Origin of the sequence: Streptomyces sp. NPDC127595, from assembly GCF_042671685.1 — a bacterium.
GTDB lineage: Bacteria > Actinomycetota > Actinomycetes > Streptomycetales > Streptomycetaceae > Streptomyces.
In genome coordinates this window covers 77,127-94,927 of the sequence record NZ_JBHXWK010000019.1, presented here as the reverse complement: position 1 = coordinate 94,927, position 17,801 = coordinate 77,127, and the positions used below count along the sequence as shown (strand labels likewise).

17 protein-coding genes and 1 riboswitch are annotated in these 17,801 nt (G+C 70.2%); of the genes, 3 read left to right on the top strand and 14 right to left on the bottom strand.

Going from position 1 to position 17,801, the window contains the following annotated elements; translation table 11 throughout:
• Positions 1–101: 101 nt before the first annotated feature.
• The 10 genes from ACFVKT_RS38510 to ACFVKT_RS38465 all read right to left on the bottom strand — a co-directional run bounded on the left by ACFVKT_RS38510 (position 102) and on the right by ACFVKT_RS38465 (position 9,400).
• Positions 102–1,199 carry a hemolysin family protein gene (locus tag ACFVKT_RS38510; RefSeq protein WP_385741067.1) on the bottom strand — a complete coding sequence of 366 codons (1,098 nt, stop codon included), beginning with the start codon at positions 1,197–1,199 and terminating at the stop codon, positions 102–104.
• Complete coding sequence (locus ACFVKT_RS38505; RefSeq protein ID WP_385741064.1) at positions 1,196–2,521, bottom strand: hemolysin family protein; 1,326 nt, start codon at positions 2,519–2,521, stop codon at positions 1,196–1,198. Before ACFVKT_RS38505 ends, ACFVKT_RS38510 begins: the two co-directional genes overlap by 4 nt.
• Before the next feature lie 199 nt (positions 2,522–2,720).
• Entirely contained in the window at positions 2,721–3,176 is a 456-nt protein-coding gene (locus tag ACFVKT_RS38500; protein ID WP_385741061.1) for a PH domain-containing protein, read from the bottom strand.
• A 14-nt stretch (positions 3,177–3,190) separates the two neighbouring features.
• Positions 3,191–4,048, bottom strand: coding sequence for an ATP phosphoribosyltransferase (gene hisG / locus ACFVKT_RS38495; RefSeq protein WP_385741058.1), 858 nt, complete (start codon positions 4,046–4,048; stop codon positions 3,191–3,193).
• Between the two features lie 54 nt (positions 4,049–4,102).
• The gene (locus ACFVKT_RS38490; RefSeq protein WP_006378313.1) at positions 4,103–4,375 is read right to left on the bottom strand and encodes a phosphoribosyl-ATP diphosphatase; all 273 of its coding nucleotides are present in this window, start codon (positions 4,373–4,375) and stop codon (positions 4,103–4,105) included.
• 34 nt (positions 4,376–4,409) lie between these two features.
• Positions 4,410–4,895 (bottom strand): 6,7-dimethyl-8-ribityllumazine synthase, encoded by a 486-nt coding sequence (gene ribH / locus ACFVKT_RS38485; protein ID WP_385741053.1) that lies wholly within the window; start codon positions 4,893–4,895, stop codon positions 4,410–4,412.
• A 28-nt stretch (positions 4,896–4,923) separates the two neighbouring features.
• Entirely contained in the window at positions 4,924–6,213 is a 1,290-nt protein-coding gene (locus tag ACFVKT_RS38480) for a bifunctional 3,4-dihydroxy-2-butanone-4-phosphate synthase/GTP cyclohydrolase II (protein WP_385741050.1), read from the bottom strand.
• Entirely contained in the window at positions 6,210–6,854 is a 645-nt protein-coding gene (locus ACFVKT_RS38475; RefSeq protein WP_385741047.1) for a nicotinamide riboside transporter PnuC, read from the bottom strand. Before ACFVKT_RS38475 ends, ACFVKT_RS38480 begins: the two co-directional genes overlap by 4 nt.
• Entirely contained in the window at positions 6,851–7,453 is a 603-nt protein-coding gene (locus ACFVKT_RS38470) for a riboflavin synthase (protein WP_385741045.1), read from the bottom strand. Before ACFVKT_RS38470 ends, ACFVKT_RS38475 begins: the two co-directional genes overlap by 4 nt.
• Positions 7,454–7,606: 153 nt before the next feature.
• Positions 7,607–7,737: riboswitch (FMN riboswitch) on the bottom strand.
• 421 nt (positions 7,738–8,158) lie between these two features.
• A complete protein-coding gene (locus ACFVKT_RS38465; protein ID WP_385741042.1) occupies positions 8,159–9,400 on the bottom strand; it encodes an ROK family transcriptional regulator in 1,242 nt (413 codons plus the stop codon).
• A gap of 138 nt (positions 9,401–9,538) precedes the next feature.
• Between ACFVKT_RS38465 and ACFVKT_RS38460 the strand changes: the two genes are divergently transcribed.
• Complete coding sequence (locus ACFVKT_RS38460) at positions 9,539–10,753, top strand: MFS transporter (RefSeq protein ID WP_385741039.1); 1,215 nt, start codon at positions 9,539–9,541, stop codon at positions 10,751–10,753.
• Here ACFVKT_RS38460 and ACFVKT_RS38455 read toward each other — a convergent pair.
• Both ACFVKT_RS38455 and ACFVKT_RS38450 read right to left on the bottom strand, forming a co-directional pair.
• On the bottom strand, positions 10,710–11,174 hold the full coding sequence (locus ACFVKT_RS38455) for an acyl-CoA thioesterase (protein WP_385741036.1): 465 nt from the start codon (positions 11,172–11,174) through the stop codon (positions 10,710–10,712). The genes ACFVKT_RS38460 and ACFVKT_RS38455 overlap by 44 nt on opposite strands.
• A gap of 98 nt (positions 11,175–11,272) precedes the next feature.
• The gene (locus tag ACFVKT_RS38450) at positions 11,273–12,538 is read right to left on the bottom strand and encodes an alginate lyase family protein (RefSeq protein WP_385741033.1); all 1,266 of its coding nucleotides are present in this window, start codon (positions 12,536–12,538) and stop codon (positions 11,273–11,275) included.
• A gap of 121 nt (positions 12,539–12,659) precedes the next feature.
• Between ACFVKT_RS38450 and ACFVKT_RS38445 the strand changes: the two genes are divergently transcribed.
• On the top strand, positions 12,660–14,075 hold the full coding sequence (locus tag ACFVKT_RS38445; RefSeq protein WP_385741030.1) for a uracil-xanthine permease family protein: 1,416 nt from the start codon (positions 12,660–12,662) through the stop codon (positions 14,073–14,075).
• Here the strand turns inward: ACFVKT_RS38445 and ACFVKT_RS38440 are convergent.
• The gene (locus tag ACFVKT_RS38440; RefSeq protein ID WP_385741076.1) at positions 14,057–15,181 is read right to left on the bottom strand and encodes a glycoside hydrolase family 6 protein; all 1,125 of its coding nucleotides are present in this window, start codon (positions 15,179–15,181) and stop codon (positions 14,057–14,059) included. The genes ACFVKT_RS38445 and ACFVKT_RS38440 overlap by 19 nt on opposite strands.
• A 173-nt stretch (positions 15,182–15,354) precedes the next feature.
• Here ACFVKT_RS38440 and ACFVKT_RS38435 point away from each other — a divergent pair, with 173 nt between their 5' ends.
• Positions 15,355–16,038, top strand: a complete 684-nt coding sequence (locus ACFVKT_RS38435) for a DUF5995 family protein (protein ID WP_385741027.1) — start codon at positions 15,355–15,357, stop codon at positions 16,036–16,038.
• 17 nt (positions 16,039–16,055) lie between these two features.
• Here the strand turns inward: ACFVKT_RS38435 and ACFVKT_RS38430 are convergent, their stop codons facing one another.
• Positions 16,056–17,750 carry a flavin monoamine oxidase family protein gene (locus ACFVKT_RS38430; protein ID WP_385741024.1) on the bottom strand — a complete coding sequence of 565 codons (1,695 nt, stop codon included), beginning with the start codon at positions 17,748–17,750 and terminating at the stop codon, positions 16,056–16,058.
• Positions 17,751–17,801: the final 51 nt, after the last annotated feature.

Below are 17,801 nucleotides of genomic sequence, written 5' to 3'. Positions count from 1 at the left end.
GTTCCCCGCGCCCCTGCAGGGGCGCGGGGAACTGCGCGGTCTGGGGGCGGAGCCCCCAGAGCGGGAAGGGCAGGGGCGGCGGGGGCGAGAAAACCCGGTGCTCAGCTCGCCAGTGCCTGGGCCTCCTCCGGGGTCCCGCTCGCCCGGGGTTCCGAAACGCGTACCGGCGGCGCCGGGACCTCCCGGTGTGCCGGGTCCCGCACTTCGCCGACCAACAGCTCCAGGACGTCCTCCAGCGCGACAAGGCCGAGGACCTTGCCGGACGCGTCGGCGACCTGCGCGAGGTGCGTCGCGGCGCGGCGCATCACGGTGAGGGCGTCGTCCAGGGGGAGTTCGGCCCGCAGGGTCGTCATGTGGTGCCAGTTCTGCTGGGGCACCGCCCGGTCCGACTCCTCCAGGTCGAGTACGTCCTTCACATGCAGGTAGCCCATGAAGGCGCCGTTCTCCGCGACCACCGGGAAACGGGAGTACCCGGTGCGGGCGGTGAGCGCGACGACCTGGCCCGGGGTGACCGAGGGGCCCACGGTCACCAGGGAGCCGGAGTCGAGGAGGACGTCCGTGACCGGGCGGGAGCCCAGCTCCAGGGCGTCTTCCAGGCGCTCCTGCTCCTCGGGGTCCAGCAGACCCGCCTGGCCGGAGTCCTCGACGAGACGGTTGAGCTGCTCACTGGTGAAGACCGCCTCGACCTCGTCCCTGGGCTCCACGCGGAACAGCTTGAGGATCACCCGCGCGCAGGCTCCAAGGCCGACGGTGACCGGCCGGCACAGCCGCGCGAACGCGACCAGTCCCGGGCTGAGCCACAGCGCCGTCCTCTCGGGCGCGGCCATCGCCAGGTTCTTCGGCACCATCTCGCCGATGACGAGGTGGAAGAAGACGACGGAGGCGAGCGCGATGACGTAGCCGAGGGGGTGGATCACGCCGTGCGGCATGTGGACCGCCTCGAAGAGCGGTTCGAGGAGCTGAGCGACGGTCGGCTCGGCGACCGCGCCGAGCGTCAACGAGCAGACGGTGATGCCGAACTGGGCCGCGGCCATCATCTGGGGCAGCCGCTCCAGGCCGTACAGCACCTGTCGCGCCCGCGCGGTCCCCAGCGGTTCGATCTGGCTGCGCCGTACGGAGACGAGCGCGAACTCGGCGCCGACGAAGAAGCCGTTGGCGAGCACCAGCAGGGCGGCGAAGAGGAGTTGGAGCACGCTCATCGGACGGCCTCCGCGACAGGCGCGGTCCGCACCAGGCGGACGCGTTCGGCGCGGTAGTGCCCGACCTGGCGCACCAGCAGCCGCCAGCCCGGCAGTTCGGCCCTGTCACCGGCGGCCGGGATACGGCCGAGCAGATCGGCGACGAGGCCCGCCACGGTCTCGTACGGGCCCTCGGGCACGTCGAGGCCTATGCGTTGCAGGACGTCGACGCGGCAGCTGCCGTCGGCCTCCCAGGCGGGCTTGCCGTCCTCGGGCGGCGCCGCCGCGAGTTCGGGCAGGTCCTGTCCGTCGTGCTCGTCGCGGACCTCGCCGACGAGTTCCTCGACGATGTCCTCCAGGGTGACGACGCCCGCCGTGCCGCCGTACTCGTCGACGACCACGGCGATCGGCTGCTCGCTGCGGAGCTGCTCCAGGAGCGGGCGCACCGGCAGTGTCTCGGGGACGAGCAGCGGGGCCTGGGCGATCCGGCCGACGGGGGTCCGCAGCCGGTCGCGCGAGGGCACCGCGAGGGCGTCCTTGAGGTGGACCATGCCGACGATCTCGTCGATCCGCTCCCGGTAGACGGGGAAGCGGGACAGGCCGGTGGCCCGGGTGAGGTTGACGACGTCCTCGGCGGTCGCCGAGGACTGCAGGGCGCTGACCTTCACGCGCGGCGTCATGACGTGCTGCGCGGTCAGGTCGGCCAGCGACATGGTGCGTACGAAGAGATCCGCGGTGTCCTGCTCCAGGGCGCCGGCCCGCGCGGAGTGCCGGGCGAGGGAGACGAGTTCGCCGGGGGTGCGGGCAGAGGCCAGCTCCTCGGCGGGCTCGACGCCCAGGGCTCGTACGAGACGGTTGGCCACCGCGTTGAGCGCGGCAATCACCGGGCGGAACGTGCGGGCGAAGATGTGCTGCGGGCCCGCGACGAAGCGGGCGACCTGAAGGGGCTTGGACACGGCCCAGTTCTTGGGCACGAGTTCGCCGATGACCATCTGCACGGCCGCGGCCAGCAGCATGCCGACCACCACGGCGACGCCGGCTACGGCGCCTTCGGGCAGGCCGGTCGCGGCGAACGGTCCGTGCAGCAGCTCGGCGAGAGCCGGTTCGGCGAGCATGCCGACGACGAGTGAGGTGATGGTGATGCCGAGCTGGGTGCCGGAGAGCTGGAAGGACAGCTCCTTGAGCGAGTTGACGACTGTCGCAGCCCGTCGGTCGCCTTCGGCGGCCGCCTTCTCGGCGTCGGGCTTCTCGACCGTGACAAGGCCGAACTCCGCCGCGACGAAGAATCCGTTGGCGAGAATGAGCAGGAATGCCGCCCCAAGGAGCAGCAGAGGGATGATCATGCCGCCGCCTCGATATGTCGGAAGGGGGCGGCGCAGGTACTACAGGACGATCCGTCCATCGCTGGAGGGAGTCACTCCTCGGGTAGCTGGGGGCCTCTGAGTACCGGCTGGTACATCAGCGGCGGAGGCGCGATGAAAACGCCTCCGCCAACAGATTAATCAAGACATGGGCCCGTGCGGCAGGGTGGAAGGCTGAGAGTCAGCCCTGATGTTCCTCGGGGTGGCCCGTGGAGCGGGCTTCGGCGAGGGCTCTGAGGGCGCGAGCGTCCTCGATCGCGCGCTGTTTGGCGATGCCCGGCTGGATGCCGAGCGCGGGCAGACTGGTGCCGTCACTGAGGTTGAGGAACACCCACGGGTCACCCGGGCGCAGGTTGACCTGGAGGATCTCCGCCCAGGCCAGGCGCCTGCTGCTGGCGATGTTGACGACGGTGACGCCGCCCTCGTCGGCGACGACCTTGGGCCGGGCCAGCATCAGCAGCACCCCGAAGATCAGAGCGCCGGTGAAAATGAAGCTGAGTTTTTCTCCCGGGCCGAGCTGCTCCAGAAGCATCACGACTGTGGTCAGGACCACAACGATCGCCACACCGGTGCCGACCAGGACAACGCGGGTTCGTGAGGGCCGGAAAGTGACGGGCAGAGCGGGAAGTTCGGACATGGTCTTGAGGTCCCTCAGAGCCGGCAGGCGTGGATGGCCGTGGTCAGGATGGCCCGCGCGCCGAGCTCGTACAGATCGTCCATGATCCGCTGGGCTTCCTTGGACGGGACCATCGCGCGGACGGCGACCCAGCCCTCGTTGTGCAGCGGCGAGATGGTCGGCGACTCCAGGCCGGGAGTGAGCGCGACGGCCTTCTCCAGGTGCTCGGCGCGGCAGTCGTAGTCCATCATCACGTACGTCCGTGCCACCAGGACGCCCTGGAGGCGGCGCAGGAACTGCTGGACCTTGGGCTCGGCGTCCGCGGAGGCGTCGGCTCCGACGCGGCGGATCACGATGGCCTCGGACTTCATGATCGGGTCGCCGAACACTTCGAGGCCCGCGTTGCGCAGCGAGGTGCCGGTCTCCACGACATCCGCGATGACCTCGGCGACGCCCAGCTCGATCGCGGTCTCGACGGCGCCGTCGAGGTGGACGACGGAGGCGTCGATGCCGTGGTCGGCGAGGTGCTTGGCGACGATGCCCTCGTACGAGGTCGCGACGGTCTTGCCCGCGAGGTCCCCGATGGAGTTCGCCGTGCCGGGCTTGGTGGCGAAGCGGAAGGTGGAGCGGGCGAAGCCGAGCGGGAGGATCTCCTCGGCGCTTGCGCCCGAGTCGATGAGCAGGTCCCGTCCGGTGACGCCGATGTCGAGGCGGCCGGAGGAGACGTAGATCGCGATGTCGCGGGGGCGGAGGTAGAAGAACTCGACCTCGTTCTCCGGGTCGACGATCCGCAGTTCCTTGGACTCCCGGCGCTGCTGGTAGCCGGCCTCATGCAGCATCTCCGCCGCAGGTCCTGAGAGGGAACCCTTGTTGGGGACGGCGATGCGCAGCATGAGGTCGGCTTCCTTTGCTAGTTGGTTCGTACGTGCGGGGTGCGGGGCTACGGCTCAGAGGTGGGCGTACACGTCGTCGAGGGAGATCCCGCGCGCGACCATCATCACCTGGACGTGGTAGAGCAGCTGCGAGATCTCCTCGGCGGCGGCTTCCTTGCCCTCGTACTCGGCGGCCATCCATACTTCGGCGGCCTCTTCGACGACCTTCTTGCCGATGGCATGGACACCCTTGCCGACCAGCTCGGCGGTGCGCGAAGTGGCGGGATCGCCGGTGGCGGCCTTGTGCTGGAGCTCGGTGAAGAGCTCCTCGAACGTCTTATTGGACATGGTGCCGCCCACCCTATTGCACGTAATAGTTTCTCTAGCGCCACGGTTCAGATACTGAGCGGAGGGTGGCCGCCGTCGCCACCGCCGCCGTCACCGCCTCGTGTCCCTTGTCCTCCTTGGAGCCCTCGATGCCCGCGCGGTCGAGGGCCTGCTCCTCGGTGTCGCAGGTCAGCACACCGAAGCCGATGGGGACGCCGGTGTCGATGGAGACCTGGGTGAGGCCCTGGGTGACGCCCTGGCACACGTACTCGAAGTGGGGGGTGCCGCCGCGGATGACGACGCCCAGCGCGACGATGGCGTCGTATCCACGGCCCGCGAGGACCTTCGCGACGACCGGGAGCTCGAAGCTGCCGGGAACCCGCAGGAGGGTCGGCTCGTCGATCCCCAGCTCGTGCAGGGCGCGCAGTGCGCCGTCGACGAGGCCGTCCATCACCTTCTCGTGCCACTGTGCCGCGATCACCGCGACGCGCAGGTCGCCGCAGTTGCGTACGGACAGTTCAGGTGCACCCTTGCCGCTCACGTCTCTCCTCAGTGCTGTTCTTGTGGTCTTACTGGTTGCCGCAGGCCGACACGGTGGTGGTGTCCAGCCAGGGCAGGTCATGGCCCATCCGGTCCCGCTTGGTTCGCAGGTAGCGGAGGTTGTGCTCGCCCGCCTGTACGGGCATCGGCTCCCGGCCGGTGACCTTGAGGCCGTGCCGGACGAGCGCGTCGGTCTTGTCGGGGTTGTTGGTCATCAGACGGACGCTCGTCACCCCGAGATCGTCCAGGATCTGGGCGCTCGCGCCGTAGTCCCGGGCGTCGGCGGGCAGGCCCAGTTCCAGGTTGGCGTCGAGGGTGTCCCGGCCGCGCTCCTGGAGCTCGTACGCGCGCAGCTTGGACAGGAGGCCGATGCCGCGCCCCTCGTGGCCGCGCAGGTAGACGACGATGCCCCGGCCCTCGGCCTGGATGCGCTCCATGGAGGTCTGGAGCTGGGGGCCGCAGTCGCAGCGCAGCGAGTGGAAGACGTCGCCGGTGAGGCACTCGGAGTGGACGCGGACGAGGACGTCCTCGCCGTCGCCGATCTCGCCGTGGACGAGAGCGACGTGCTCGACTCCGTCGAGGGTGGAGCGGTAGCCATACGCCGTGAACTCACCGAAGGCGGTGGGAAGTTGGGTCTTGGCCTCGCGTCGGACGGTGGGCTCGGCGGCGCGGCGGTAGGCGATCAGGTCCTCGATGGAGATGATCGTCAGGCCGTGCTTGCGGGCGAAGGGGATCAGTTCGGGGAGGCGGAGCATCCGGCCGTCCTCCCCCGCGATCTCGACGATCGCGCCGGCCGGGCGCAGGCCGGCGAGGCGGGCCAGGTCGACAGCGGCCTCGGTGTGGCCGTTGCGGACCAGGACTCCGCCGGGCCTGGCACGCAGCGGGAAGACATGGCCGGGGCGGACGAAGTCGTCCGCCTGGGCAGTGCCGTCCGCGAGGAGCTGGAGGGTGGTGGCGCGGTCGGATGCCGAGATGCCGGTGGTCACCCCGTGAGCGGCGGACGCGTCGACGGACACGGTGAACGCCGTTTTCATCGACTCGGTGTTGTCGTCGACCATCTGCGGGAGCCGGAGCCGGTCGAGTTCGTCGCCCTCCATGGGGGCGCAGATCAGGCCGCGGCACTCGCTCATCATGAAGGCGACGATCTCGGGGGTCGCCTTCTCGGCGGCGATGACGAGGTCGCCCTCGTTCTCCCGGTCCTCGTCGTCGACGACCACGACCGGGCGGCCGGCCGCGATGTCGGCGATCGCCTTCTCGACGGGGTCGAGGGCGAAGTCCTCGATATTGTCCCTGCTGTACCAAACCGGCGCTGATGTCATGCCGGGGCTCCTTCCAGGACGGGCTGCCCGGCCTTGCGGGAGCGCAGCCACCAGTCGCGCATGCCCCACAGGACGAGCGCGCCGTAGAGGACGTAGACGAAACCTGAGAAGGCGAATCCGTTGGCGAAGTTGAGCGGGACGCCCACCAGGTCGACCAGCAGCCAGGCGAACCAGAACTCGACCATGCCGCGCGCCTGGGCGTACATGGCGACGATGGTGCCGACGAAGATGTAGGCGTCCGGCCACGGGTCCCAGGAGAGGGTGGGATACGCCTTGAACAGGAGGCCGACCGCGAGGGTGCCCACGGCGGCGGCACCGAGCAGCGCACCGCGCTCGCGCCAGGTGGCGAACCGTACGGCGATGGAGCCGTCCTGAGCCTGCCCCTTGCCGCGGTTCCACTGCCACCAGCCCCACACGGCGACGACCATGACGACGACCTGCTTGCCGGCGCTGCCGGACAGGTGCGCCGAGGCGAAGGCCGCGAGGAGGATGACGCCGGACAGGAACTGCACCGGCCAGGTCCATATGGAGCGGCGCCAGCCGAGCGCGAGGGCGATCAGACCGATCGTGTTGCCGATCATGTCCGACCACTTGATGTGCTGGCCGAAGAGCGTGAATGCCTCGGAGTTGAGCCAGTTCACCGCGTGGCCTCCTTGCTGCCGAGGAGGCGCTCCACGTACTTGGCGATGATGTCGACCTCGAGGTTGACCGGGTCGCCGGGCTGCTTGAGGCCGAGCGTGGTCAGCGCGAGGGTGGTGGGGATGAGGCTGACGGTGAAGTAGTCGGAGCCGGCCTCGACGACGGTCAGGCTGATGCCGTCGACGGTGATGGAGCCCTTCTCGACCACATAGCGGGAGAGGTCCGCGGGGAGCGAGACCCTCACGATCTCCCAGTTCTCGGACGGCGTGCGGGCGATGACCGCGCCCGTGCCGTCGACATGGCCCTGCACGATGTGCCCGCCGAGGCGGGCGCCCACCGCGGTGGGGCGCTCAAGGTTGACGCGGGAGCCGACGGCCAGGGCGCCGAGGCTGGAGCGGTCCAGGGTCTCCGCCATGACGTCGGCGGTGAACTCGTCGCCCTCGTGTTCGACGACCGTGAGACAGACGCCGTTGACGGCAATGGAGTCGCCGTGCTGCGCACCTTCGGTGACTACAGGGCCACGAAGTCGGAAGCGTGAGGCGTCGCCGAGGTTCTCGACGGCGGTGATCTCACCCAGCTCTTCGACGATTCCGGTGAACACTTCCCGGGTCCTCCTGCCTCATAGGGCACGGACTCCGGGGCCTGTCGATGACGACAGAATGAAACGGACTGCGACACCGGGAACGATGCCGAATGAGACTCGTCCCGTCAGGACAGGTCGAAACAAACGGCAGCGCGCACGAATGCCCGCCCGCCGCGCACTGCCTCCCATCCGGACTTTAACCGTCGGTCCAGGAATTTCACCTGGTCAACCGGCCGCTGGAAGCGACCGGGTCGCGGACTGTAACCGCCGGTTCGGACTTTCACCGACCCCGGAGTGCGCTGCTTCTGGTACATGGCCAGTGTGCCACGTCTGATCGATGCCCATACGGGCGAACAACTGTGGGCTGACTCACAGGCAGTGTGAATGGACTTCCAAGGGGACACAAGAGGAGACAACACCGGTCAACTCGACCGGTACCGCGCTTACTTGGCCCTCCGGGACACCTCGCGGGGCCGAGGCTGGTACATACCTATTGACCTCACTGGTCTAGTCCTCCTAGGGTCGCGATCATGGCTCGGCGATACCGGCTGAGCGTTCACGACGTGTCGCATCCGCCCCCCGAGCGGCCCGGCGGCGGTGACGGAGGCCCTTGCCCCGCCGCCGGGCCTTTCAATCCGGCCCGTCCGGGCCGCCCGATCAGGTCGGGGCCGACGACGTGACGCCGGGCCCCGCCGGGGACCCACGGCCAAGGCGCGGAAAAACCTACCGACCCGGCGGCGCGAACAATTCGTCCTGAGCGCCCTCGCGCGCGGTCAGCAGCGCCCCGCGCAGCACCGCACTCCCGCCCAGCGCACTCGCCCGCACCTCCACGGGCAACGGCGACATCCTCGCCAGCCGCTCCTCGACGAGCGAAGCGAGTACGCCCCCGCCCGCCTGCCCGATCTCGCCGCCCAGGACGACGCAACCGGGGTCCAGCACGGCGACGACGGAGGCGGCGCCGATGGCCAGCCTGTCGGCGAGGGCGTCGAGGAAACGGGAGGCAGGGCTTCCGGCAACCGCCGCGTCCACCCGCGTGCCCACGCGCGTCCGCTCCCGCGCATCCACGACCGTTCCCACCGCCCCCCTCACCAGCGCCGCCGCATACGGCTCATGCGGTACCCCTTCCGCCGCGACGCCGTACTCCGCCGCGAGCCCCGCGATCGCCACCGCCCCGGCGAGGGAGTGGAAGCCGCCCTCGCAGTCCGTCGCCGACGGCAGCTTCACGGTCCCCGGCACCGGCAGGAAGCCGATCTCGCCGGTACCGCCGGAGGCGCCGCGGCGCAGGGAGCCGTCGAGGACGACGGCCGCGCCGGTGCCGTGGCCGAGCCACAGCAGGACGAAGGTGTCACGGTCGCGGGCGGCGCCGTCGCGCTGTTCGGCGAGAGCGGCGAGGTTGGTCTCGTTCTCGACGAGGACGCGAGCGGCGGGGAGGCGTTCCTGGAGGGCGGCGACGAGCCGGCGGTGCCACTCCGGCAGGCCGGTGGAGTCGCGGAGCTCGCCGGTTACAGGGTCGATGAGGCCGGGGGCGCCGATGCCGACGCTGTGCAGCCGCTCGGCCCCCGCCTCCTTGGCGGTGCGCTCCACCAGCGCGACCGCCTGCTCCACGGCGGGCCCGGTACCCGCGTCGTCCGTGATGGGCACCGACGCCCGCGCGAGTTCGGTGCCGAGGAGGTCGGAGACGACGACGGAGACGCCCTCGGTGCGGACGTCGAGGGCGGCCAGGTGCGCACGGTCGGCGACGATCCCGTACAACCGCGCGTTCGGGCCGCGCCGCTGCGACCCCGACTCCCCCACCACAGCGATCAGCCCGGCGACGGTGAGGCGCTCGACGAGATCGGCGACGGTGGGCCGGGACAGTCCGGTGAGCTGCTTCAACTGCCCTGCCGTCAAAGGGCCTTCCTGCTGCATGAGCTGCAGGGCGAGCCGGTCGTTGATGGCCCGGGCGGTGCTCGGAGATGCGGGCATGCCGGGATCCTTCCAGATCAGCGAGGGCGCGGAGTCCTCGTCCGGTTCCCCGGCCGCAAATTCTCTATTTATCAGGCAGGGTTCCTGATAGTTTACGACAACAGTACGGGGAGGACGTCCGGGAGGGGCAGCGGCACCATGAGTGAAGTGGTCTACGACATGCGCGAGTTGAAGCGCGCGCGATACGCCGTGGCCGCCGTGTTCGCGGTGCACGGCGCGGTCACCGGGTCCTTCGCGACCCGCGTGCCGTGGATCCAGGACCACGCGGGGCTCAGCACCGGCCAGTTGGGGTTCGCGCTCGCCTTCACGGCCCTGGGCGCGTCCGTCTCGATGCCGCTGGCCGGCCGGATCAGCCACCGTTTCGGTTCGCGCACGGCCCTGCGCGGCCTGCTGGCGCTGTGGACGCTCGCCCTGCTGCTCCCGTCGCAGGCGCCGAACCTGCTCAGCCTCTGCCTGGCGATGTTCACCTTCGGCGCCACGGCCGGCATGGCCGACGTCGCCATGAACGCACTGGGCGTGGAGGTCGAGCGCGGGCTCAACAAGTCGATCATGTCCAGCCTGCACGGCATGTGGAGCGCGGGCGCCCTGACCGGCTCGGCGGCGGGCACGGTCGCCGCGCACCTGGGCACGGACGCGCGCCTCCACCACTCCCTGGCGGCCGCGACCCTGACCGTCCTCGGACTGGTCGCCTGTCGTTGGGTGCTCGATCTGCAGGCCACCGAGGACGAGGAGCCGCCGCCGCGGTTCGCGCTGCCGCCACGCTCGGCGCTGCTGATCGGCGCGGTGGGGTTCTGCGCGGTGTTCGCGGAGGGCGCGAGCCTCGACTGGTCGGCGGTGTATCTCCAGGACGAGCTGGGCAGTTCGGCCGGTCTCGCGGCGGCGTCGACGACCGGCTTCATGCTGACCATGGCGGTGGCGCGGCTGGTGGGCGACACGGTGGTGAACCGCTTCGGCGCCGTACGCACCGTGCGCGTGAGCGGCGTCCTGGCCGTACTGGGCGGGCTGCTCATCGTCGTCGCGGACCATCCCGCGGTCGCCATGACCGGTTTCGCGCTGCTCGGGCTCGGCATCGCGGCCGTGGTCCCGCTGTGCTTCGCGGCAGCGGGTCGCAGCGGCCCCAACCCCAGTCAGGCCATCGCGGGCGTCGCCACCATCACGTACACCTCGGGTCTGGTCGCGCCGAGCGCGATCGGCACGCTGGCGCAGGCGACAAGCCTGATGGTGTCGTTCGGCCTCGTGACGGTGCTGGCGTGCGGAGTCGTCGCCTTCGCGGGTGTGCTGCGCGCCGGCGACCGGGACCGCCCGAAGGTCACTCCGCCGTCGGCCGCAGCAGTTCCCGGCCCACGGCTCTGAACGGCTCGCTCCAGGACGTCGGGCGCAGCGTCCCGGCGTCCAGCCTGACGAGGACCCGTATGCCGTGCGCGTACGTCACCGCTCCATCGGCCGAGCAGAAGCGGAAGCCGTACGTCAGTCCGGTGTTCCCGAGCCGCTCCAGCCAGAGGTGGACGGCGTACGCGCCCGGCCGCTTCACCGGGGCGTCATAGCTGATCCGCAGCTCCTTGACCGCGTTGCAGAAGTCGCCCGCCGCCTCCCAGTCGCCCTCGAAGCCGCGGAATCCGTGGTCGTTCCAGAGGGCTGTCCAGGCCCGCTCGGCCATCAGCGGGTAGCGGGCGTTGTGCAGCAGTCCGAGCGCGTCGAGATCGTCGAAGTGGACGGTGACGGGGATGAGCCGCCCGTAGGCGAGCGCGGGGGCTGTCGGGGCTTCGGCGGTCACGGGCGGGGCTCCTGAGGGTGCCGTACGGGGCGGTGGGGTCACCCCATCCTAAGCAACCGCTCAGGAACCCCTGCTCGGGGGCCGTGGACGGCGCCGGCTCAGCCCGTGATCGAGTCCAGCTGCTCGGCGGCGGGCCGCAGCGCCCACAGGTCCCCGCCGGGCGGCGTTTCGAGCTTCGGCACCGCGGCGCGCGCGGCCTTGTCACCGGCGTCGGCCGCCGCGTGCACGATGTCGCTCGCCGCGAAGCGGTAGAACTCCAGCTCCGGGTAGGCCCAGGGCGCAGCTCCCGTCGCGGCGGGCAGCAGATAGTCGACCGCCTTGAACAGGCTCTGGCCGTCCGGCCCCTGGTACGACCACAGGTTCACGCCGACGTGCCGGCCTATCGCCGCGAGCCGCGTGTAGGCGACCAGGTCGAAGGTCGAGTAGTGCCAACTGCGGGTGCGGGCCAGCTCCTGGGGCTGGCTGCCGTCGGCGGCGATCTGCGGGTCGATCCGCTTGGCCCGCGCGTCCAGGACGGTCTTCCGCGCGAGATCCCTGTCGCCGGTCGCGTACGCCAGGCCGGCGAGCAGCATGTCGTAGAAGGTGCCGTGGTTGTTCTTGGCGGCGCCCTCCTCCTTGCCGAAGGCACTGTCGGCCAGCCAGTCGCGGAAGTCGGTGTTCCAGGCGAGCATTTCGGAGCGGTCGGTCTTCGACCAGCCGGGGGCGCCCGTGTCCAGGATCGCGATGGCGTCCAGGACGCTTGTGTAGGACTGCGAGAAGTCGATGATGCCGATGGCCCGGCCGTCGTACTTGCAGGGGATGAACTGCCCGTGGTTCAGATTGGGGTTCATCCGGGTGCCGGGGGCGAGGAACCAGGTGCGCAGGACGGAGGCGGCCTTCTCGGCGTACTGCTTCTTGCCGGTGTAGTACCAGGCCAGCGCGAGGTCGTACGTGGAGTCGAAGACCTTCTCGACGTCCTGGCGGTCCGTGCCGGTGTCGACCTCGGGGTTGCGCTGGCCGTCACGCTGGACGTAGGGGCAACCCCAGGGGTTCTCAGCGGTCTTGGGCTGGGAGGGCCACCAGTAGGGGGCCTGGCTGAGGTAGTCGTGGACGTCACCGCTGGGGGCGGGTCTCGGCTTGTCGACGACCGTCCAGGGGCCCTGGTCCAGCCAGTTGTCGGCGCGGGCCGTCAAGTTCTTGAGGGTGCGCCGGAGTTGGGAGTCGCCACGGTCCAGGCGGACCTTGGTCTGCTGCAGTCGCGCCCCGTCGAGGACCGCGGTCTTCGGCACCTTCGGCGCGGCATGAGCCGCCGCGGAGGGGGCGACGACGGCCGCCAAGGTGACCACGGCCGCGAGGAGCACGCCCAGTCGAGGGCTTGCACTCATCAGTCACTCCGATCATAAATGTGAACGCAGTTCATGAGTGGGACCGTGCGAGCGTAGGGCTGCTGGCCGACCGTGACAATGGTCCGGACAGATTCACGTACAGAGAAAGTGAAGCCTCACCATGGACCTCGGTGTGCGCTGGAAACTGCACGGCGACGGGCGTACGCCTGCCCCCGGAGCGGTCGTCCGCCCCGACGAACGACTCTCCTGGCCGCGCACGTTCGGGCTAGGCGCCCAGCACGTGGTCGCCATGTTCGGGGCGTCCTTCGTCGCACCCGTCCTGATGGGCCTGGACCCGAACCTCGCGATCATGATGTCCGGCGTCGCGACGGTCATCTTCCTGCTGGCGACCCGCGGGCGCGTGCCCAGTTACCTCGGCTGTTCGCTCTCGTTCGTGGGCGTCGCCGCGGTGATCCGCGCGCAGGGCGGCACCAGCGCGACGGTCACCGGCGCGGTGTTCGTGGTGGGCGTCGCGCTGTTCCTGGTGGGCGTTGCCGTGCAGCGCTTCGGCGCCCGGATCATCCATGCGGCGATGCCGCCGATCGTGACCGGCGCGGTCGTCATGCTGATCGGCTTCAACCTCGCGCCGGTGACCGCGTCCACGTACTGGCCCCAGGATCAGTGGACGGCACTCCTTGTGATGGCGTTCACCGCTCTGGCCGTCGTCTGCCTGCGTGGTTTCTGGTCACGGATCGCGATCTTCCTGGGTCTCGTCTTCGGGTACGGGTTCTCCTGGGCCCTGGACCGGATCTTCGGCCGCATCCACTCGGTGGACGCGAGCGGCAGGCTCACCGACCATTGGCGGCTCGACCTCTCCGCCGTCGGCAAGGCCGACTGGATCGGGCTGCCCACCTTCCACGGCCCGTCCTTCCAGTGGTCGGCGATCCTCGTGGCGCTGCCCGTCGTCATCGCGCTGGTCGCCGAGAACGCGGGCCACGTCAAGGCGGTCGGCGAGATGACCGGCGACCCGCTGGACGACAAGCTGGGCACCGCGATCTCCGCGGACGGCGTCGCGTCGATGCTCTCCACCGCGGTCGGCGGCCCGCCCAACACCACGTACTCCGAGAACATCGGTGTGATGGCCGCGACCCGCGTCTACTCGACGGCCGCCTACTGGGCAGCCGCGGGCTTCGCCCTCCTCTTCGGCCTCTGCCCCAAGTTCGGCGCGATCGTGGCGGCGATCCCGGGCGGCGTCCTCGGCGGCATCACCGTCATCCTGTACGGCATGATCGGCCTGCTCGGCGCCCAGATCTGGCTCAACGCCCGGGTGGACCTGCGCAATCCGCTGAACCTGGTGCCGGCCGCGGCGGGCATCATCATCGGCGTCGGCAATGTGACCATCACCTTCACGGACACCTTCTCGCTGAGCGGGATCGCACTCGGCACGCTCGTCGTGATCATCGGCTACCACGCGCTGCGGGCGCTGGCTCCCGCTCACCTCAAGTCACAGGAGCCGCTGCTCGACGAGGGCACCTCGTCGTACGACAACGACTCGGACAAGGACTCCGGCAAGGACTCTCAGGTCGCCAAGTCGTAGGCGTAGCCGGGCGAGAAGGTCCCGGGTGCGCCCTTGCAGCCGTCCGACTCGCCCGGCAGCTTCACCCACAGATAGGCGTCGATCCGCGCCTCTCCGGTGTTCAGGGTCGGCGCTTGTCCGATCCTGCGGCCCGCCGGATCGCACCACTCACCGTCGGCCGGGGCACCGTTGCCGTTCCGGCTGGTGTCGATGACGGCGCCCAGGCTCGCGGGGCCGCCGAGAGCGGACAGCACCTCCCGGGCGTACGTGATCTCCGCGCTCGTACGGTGGAAATTGGACACGTTCGTGAAGATGCCGTCGGAGGAGGCGGCCGAGGCGGCGCCCGCCTGCTTGAGGAGGGCGGCTTGGGCGGCGGCCGGTTTCCAGGCGGAGTGGCCGGCGTCGTAGTAGACGCGGGCCCGGGGATTGGCGGCCTTGAGGACGCGGCCGGCACGGGCCAACGAGGCGAAGCGGTCGGCGCGTTGGCCCGCGGACAGGCAGTCGGCCTGGGCGACCGAGTCCGGTTCCAGGATGACGATGACCTCGCGGGAGCCGAGCCCCGCCGCGAACTTGTCGATCCAGCCGTCGTACGCGTCGAGATCGGGTGCCCCGCCCTCCGAGGCTCCGCCGCAGTCGCGCCCGGGGATCGTGTATGCCACGACGACCGGGACCCGGCCCTGCGCGGCGCCGCCCGAGGTGACCGCCCTGACCCGCGCGGTGATGTTCGACGGCGTGAAGTCGGCGAACCAGACCGCGGCCGGGCGGTCGGCTATCCGGGACTCGATGACCTGGCGCCGGGAGTCGCCGGGATGGGCCGCGACCCAGTCGAGGACCTGGGATTCGGGGTGGCGGTAGAGCCCGGCGGAGGCGGCCACGGTCGCGGGTTTCTCCTTGTCGGCGGAGGCTTTGGGACTCGGCTTCGGTGCGGGGGACGACTTCGACGGGGACGGTGCCGCCGAGGTCCTGGTCGGCGACACGGACGGGGTCGGTACGGCGGGCAGCGGCAGGAGGCTGGGCGCACGGGTCACCAGGGGTTTGGCGTCGTCGGACGGACGCCCGTCGCCGATCGCGGACACCATCCCCGTGACGCTGCCGACCGCGACCACGACCGAGGCCGCCGCGACCATGGCACCGCGCCGCGCGGCTCGCCTGCGCTCGGCCTTGCGCGTGGCCGCCCGCTGGGCACGTGAGCCTGACACGTACTGCTCCCCCCACTCCCGCCACGGACGTGTTCCCCCGTTCTGGGGAAGCGTCCGGCCCGGCGGCACTCCGGTCAGCCTAGGACTGGGACGCTGCCCCCATGGCGTTGTTGGAGCACTTCACCCATCCCGTGCACACCGTGGACACAGTCGTCTCCCGGATGCGCGCCCTGGACGCGGTCCTCCCCGAGCGGGACGGGATCGCGGTGTTCAACCGCGTCTACCTCGCCGTCACCGAGGAGGTCGACCGGCGCCTGGACGCGGGGGAGTTCGCGGACCCGGCGGCCGCGATCACGCTGGACGTGCGGTTCGCGGAGCGCTATCTGCGGGTGGCCGAGGAGGGGGATCCGCCCGCCTGCTGGCGGCCCTTGCTGCAGTTCCGGCGGCATCCCGGTGTACGTCCGCTGCAGTTCGCGCTCGCGGGCATCAATGCGCACATCGGACACGATCTGGCGCTCGCGGTCGTGGACGCCTGTCGTACGCTCGGCTGCGAACCGGCCGAGCTGGAGGACGAGTTCGACCGTGTGGGCGATCTCCTCGTCGCGCTGGAGGAGCGCATCCGCGAAGAGCTGATGCCGGGTCCGGATCTCCTCCAGATCGCCGATCCGCTGACTCATCTGCTCGGCGCGTGGAGCCTGGACCGGGCCCGCGAGGCCACCTGGTCGGCCGCCCGGGCGCTGTGGGCGCTGCGCGAACTCCCGGATCTCGCCGAGGAGTTGGCCGGCCGCCTCGACACGGCGGTGGGGTTCGCCGGACGGATGCTGCTCACGCCGTTGCCGGACTGATCACTCGGTCGGCGACGTCAGTCCTCCGGAAGCTCCACCGGCGCGATCTCGTCGTAGACGTCGCCGGGCCCGGGGTTGGTCGGGTCGGTCGCGCCGCCGAGCTGGTGCATGACGCCCCAGACTGCGTTCAGCGCGGTCTGCACGGCGCCTTCGGCCCAGCCCGCGGTCCAGGAGATGTCGTCGCCGGCGAGGAAGATGCTCCGCTTGTCCTCGGGCAGCGCGTCCTGCATGAAGTGCGTGAACAGGCGCCGCTGGTAGCGGTAGTGGCCGGGCAGGTTCGCCTTGAACGCACCCATGAAGTAGGGCTCGTTCTCCCAGGACACGGTCACCGGGTTGCCGATGATGTGCTTCCTGATGTCGACCTTCGGGTAGATCTCGCCGAGCGACTTCAGCATGACCTCCATCCGCTCGTTCGCGGACAGCGGCAGCCACTTCAGGCTGTCGTCGCACCAGGTGTACGAGAGACAGATGACGGCGGGCTTGTCCGGCCCCTCGTCGAGGAGGTAGGTCCCGCGCGTCATACGGTCGGTGAGCGTCATGGACATCACGTCACGCCCGGTGTCCTCGTCCTTGTCCAGCCAGAACGGCCGGTCGACCGGCACGAAGAGCTTCGAGCTCTCCATGTAGTGAGTGCGCTCCATCGCCGTCCAGTGGTCGATCGGGAAGAGCGAGTCGTCGCAGGCGATCTTCGAGAGCAGCAGCCAGGACTGGGCGGTGAAGACCGCCGCCGGGTAGGTGCGGATGTCACCGTTCGCGTCCGTCACGGTGATCCGGTTGCCGGACGTGCGGTTCAGCCGGGTCACGGCCGGGCGCGGGGCGCCGCCGTGCAGCGAGGCCAGCGAAGTCCCGTACGCCCAGTGCACGATCTTCTCCGGCTCGCGCTCCCACAACCGCCGCGGGAGCTGCTGGGAGCCGCCCACAATGCCCCGGTGGTGGTCGTCGGCCTCGGTGTAGACGACGCGCAGGATTTCGAGGATCGAGTTCGGGAAGTCGGTGTCCCAGCCGCCCGTCCCGAAGCCGACCTGGCCGAAGATCTCGCGGTGCCGGAAGGACTTGAAGGCCTCCGAGTCGCAGAGGAAGCCGTAGAAGGTCTGGTTGTCGAGCTTCTCGACGAGCTGGGACCAGATCTCGCGGATGCGCGGGACATCGCGCTCGCGCATGGCCCGGTTCATGTCGGAGAAGTCGGCGCCCTCTTCGAGGCAGGCGTTCCAGGCGGTGGCGACGTCACGGTAGACCTGCGGAAGGTCGTCCACCGTCTCGGCGTAGTGCGACTCGCCCTTGAGGTCGACGACGGTCGAAGGCGTGCACTCGGCGAGGGGGTTGGGGAACGGCCGGGTCTCCAGGCCCACCAGGTCGATGTAGTGCTGGAGGGCGGTGGAGGAGGGCGGGAAGCGCATCGCGCCCATCTCGGCGGTGAGCGAGGGATCGCACCCGTCGAAGCCCACCGTCCGCAGCCGTCCGCCGATCTGGTCCGCCTCGTAGACGACGGGCTTGAGCCCCATCTTCATCAGCTCATAGGCGGCCACGATGCCGGACAGTCCGCCGCCGATGACCGCGACCTCCGTGCCGTGCTCGGTCGCGGGTATCTGGCCGAGGCCCGCTGGGTGCGCGAGGAAGTCGTCGTACGCGTACGGGAAGTCCGGGCCGAACATGGTGATCGGCGACTGCTGCACGTCGGCGTGCTCGACGGCGTTGGGCACGGTGGACGTCATGGGGTACGGACTCCTTGCGGGAAAGCTTGAGGGGGAAGGCGAGTGGCGGAC

What these genes read in the sequence shown, in the direction of transcription:
- ACFVKT_RS38510 (WP_385741067.1), bottom strand. Translation starts at nt 1,199, where the DNA reads ATGAGCGTGCTCCAACTCCTCTTCGCCGCCCTGCTGGTGCTCGCCAAC.
- ACFVKT_RS38505 (WP_385741064.1), bottom strand. Translation starts at nt 2,521, where the DNA reads ATGATCATCCCTCTGCTGCTCCTTGGGGCGGCATTCCTGCTCATTCTC.
- ACFVKT_RS38500 (WP_385741061.1), bottom strand. Translation starts at nt 3,176, where the DNA reads ATGTCCGAACTTCCCGCTCTGCCCGTCACTTTCCGGCCCTCACGAACC.
- hisG (WP_385741058.1), bottom strand. Translation starts at nt 4,048, where the DNA reads ATGCTGCGCATCGCCGTCCCCAACAAGGGTTCCCTCTCAGGACCTGCG.
- ACFVKT_RS38490 (WP_006378313.1), bottom strand. Translation starts at nt 4,375, where the DNA reads ATGTCCAATAAGACGTTCGAGGAGCTCTTCACCGAGCTCCAGCACAAG.
- ACFVKT_RS38480 (WP_385741050.1), bottom strand. Translation starts at nt 6,213, where the DNA reads ATGACATCAGCGCCGGTTTGGTACAGCAGGGACAATATCGAGGACTTC.
- ACFVKT_RS38465 (WP_385741042.1), bottom strand. Translation starts at nt 9,400, where the DNA reads ATGCCCGCATCTCCGAGCACCGCCCGGGCCATCAACGACCGGCTCGCC.
- ACFVKT_RS38460 (WP_385741039.1), top strand. Translation starts at nt 9,539, where the DNA reads ATGAGTGAAGTGGTCTACGACATGCGCGAGTTGAAGCGCGCGCGATAC.
- ACFVKT_RS38450 (WP_385741033.1), bottom strand. Translation starts at nt 12,538, where the DNA reads ATGAGTGCAAGCCCTCGACTGGGCGTGCTCCTCGCGGCCGTGGTCACC.
- ACFVKT_RS38445 (WP_385741030.1), top strand. Translation starts at nt 12,660, where the DNA reads ATGGACCTCGGTGTGCGCTGGAAACTGCACGGCGACGGGCGTACGCCT.
- ACFVKT_RS38440 (WP_385741076.1), bottom strand. Translation starts at nt 15,181, where the DNA reads ATGGTCGCGGCGGCCTCGGTCGTGGTCGCGGTCGGCAGCGTCACGGGG.
- ACFVKT_RS38435 (WP_385741027.1), top strand. Translation starts at nt 15,355, where the DNA reads ATGGCGTTGTTGGAGCACTTCACCCATCCCGTGCACACCGTGGACACA.
- ACFVKT_RS38430 (WP_385741024.1), bottom strand. Translation starts at nt 17,750, where the DNA reads ATGACGTCCACCGTGCCCAACGCCGTCGAGCACGCCGACGTGCAGCAG.